This is a genomic window from Gordonibacter sp. An230, assembly GCF_002159915.1.
Lineage (GTDB): Bacteria > Actinomycetota > Coriobacteriia > Coriobacteriales > Eggerthellaceae > Rubneribacter.
This window is the reverse complement of sequence record NZ_NFJP01000065.1, coordinates 1-1,796: the sequence shown is the minus strand read 5'-3', so window position 1 is coordinate 1,796 and position 1,796 is coordinate 1. Positions and strand designations below refer to the sequence as shown.

2 protein-coding genes are annotated in these 1,796 nt (G+C 64.9%); both read left to right on the top strand.

The genetic code is table 11. The features are described 5' to 3' along the window. Positions 1-232 precede the first annotated feature (232 nt). Positions 233-829 carry a hypothetical protein gene (locus B5F40_RS15685; protein WP_087195202.1) on the top strand — a complete coding sequence of 199 codons (597 nt, stop codon included), beginning with the start codon at positions 233-235 and terminating at the stop codon, positions 827-829. Between the two features lie 229 nt (positions 830-1,058). Then, a complete protein-coding gene (loaP, locus tag B5F40_RS15680) occupies positions 1,059-1,595 on the top strand; it encodes an antiterminator LoaP (RefSeq protein WP_087195201.1) in 537 nt (178 codons plus the stop codon). The last annotated feature ends 201 nt before the right edge of the window (positions 1,596-1,796 follow it).

Below are 1,796 nucleotides of genomic sequence, written 5' to 3'. Positions count from 1 at the left end.
GGGGGGGGCTGTATTTTCACGTGCAAAACACGCGAAGATCGTGTGCGGAGTGCGTCAAAACGTAGACTTTTTGAACCCGGTGTGGGAGAATTTCTTCGATCTGTAAAACAGCAGATCGGGTTTTTCGAACCGGCGAGCGGAGCGCCTTATACGCGGACGGCGTAAAGTCTACGTTTTGGCATTCGCGCGACCGGCTCCGTTTCTGCGATGCGAGAGAGAAAGGCGGGAGGCTGTGGCCGAGGGGGCCGAAGCGATGCCGTGCGCTCCCACGGGGCTTTTGTCGTCTAGGTTTCGCGCTGCCGGCGAGGCTCGGACGGCGCGCTGGTATGCCGCCTATGCGGGCGAGGGACGGGAGGACGCGCTTGCCGCCAAAGTCGGCGCCGCTCTTCCGGCCGAGGTGCTTTCCGAGGCGTTCTGCCCCAAGTGGGAGGCCGTGATGAAGCGCCGCGGCACCTGGTTCAAAGTGGAGCGGCCTATGTTCAGGGGCTATGTGCTGCTTGCCTCGTGTGACGGACGCGGGCTTGCCCGCGCGGTCGAACGGCTGTCGTTTCCCGTGTCGCTTGCAGGAAGAAGGGGCCGTGCGCTTTTGCCGGTGGAGGCCGAGGTTCAAAGGTGGCTGGAGGAGACGCTCGGGCCGTCGCGCGTGCTGCGGGCGAGCGAGGGGTTCATCGAAGGCGGGAAGCTGGTCGTCGAGCGCGGTCCGCTCGTTGGCAGGGAGTCCCGCATCCGCAAGATCAACCGTCACAAGTCTTTGGCTTTCGTCGAATTGGGACAGCCGGGCGCAGGGTTCCTTCTGCAGGCCGCGCTTTCGGTGCCCCGGAAAAACTGAGGTTTGGAACCGCATGTCGGCGGTCTCGCGCCCTGCGAAACGCAAGGAACGACGTTTCGTTGGGCGCGGGGCCGCCGACATCGACCCCGCCGTGTAAAGCGAGCCCGCGTTCGGGAGTCGTACAAGCGGCGGGGAGTGAATACTCCGTCAAGCGTCCTTTTTTGGAGGATCGTGGCGAAGCTTTGCCCTGCCTGCTTTTCGGGTGGGGCCGCATTGGAAGGGGGTGCCCATGTGGTACGCCGTGCAGGTGGAGACGGGTCGCGAGGACGTATCGTGCGACCTTGTCAAGCAGGCCGCGCGCGCTGCCGGCCTCGAGGGCGTTTTCGAGGAGCTGTTCGTACCGAAGCGACGCACTCTTTCCAAGCGCTCCGGCGAGCTTGTCGAGGGCGAGGAGCCTCTGTTCCCCGGCTACCTTATCGCCGTCGCCAAACCGCGCGACACGGAGGCTGTGGCTGCGGCGCTCAAACGCGCGCCGCGTTTCGCAAAGCTTCTGGCATATGACGGGGTGTTCACGCCCCTTGCCGCCGACGAGGTGGCTTGGATCTGCGCTTTCGCTCGCAAGGAAGGATTGCGGCGAGTTGTCGATATGAGCGAGGGGCATGTGGAGGGTGGTCGCGTCGTGGTGACGAGCGGCCCGCTTGTAGGCCGCGAGGGTTTGATCCGGAAGGTCGATCGCCGAAAGCGCGTCGCGTATCTGCGCTTGCGCATCTGCGGTCGCGAGGTGGAGACCAAGGTGGGGTTGAGCCTGGTGAGGAAGAAGAGGTAGCGAGGAGAGAAGCCTCGCAGGGTGGGCGAGTTGAACAGCGTCGAAGCCACAATGGAAGAAGGCATGTGCGAAGAGGTTGGAGCGGGTGCTCCGACCCGCCACAGAGAGGCGGTCGAGTCCGATGCGGACGGCTGGGCCGCCATGGCCGAGCGCCTTCACCCCGGCGTGTCGGTGAGGCCGCCGCTGTCGCGCGTGCCGGGC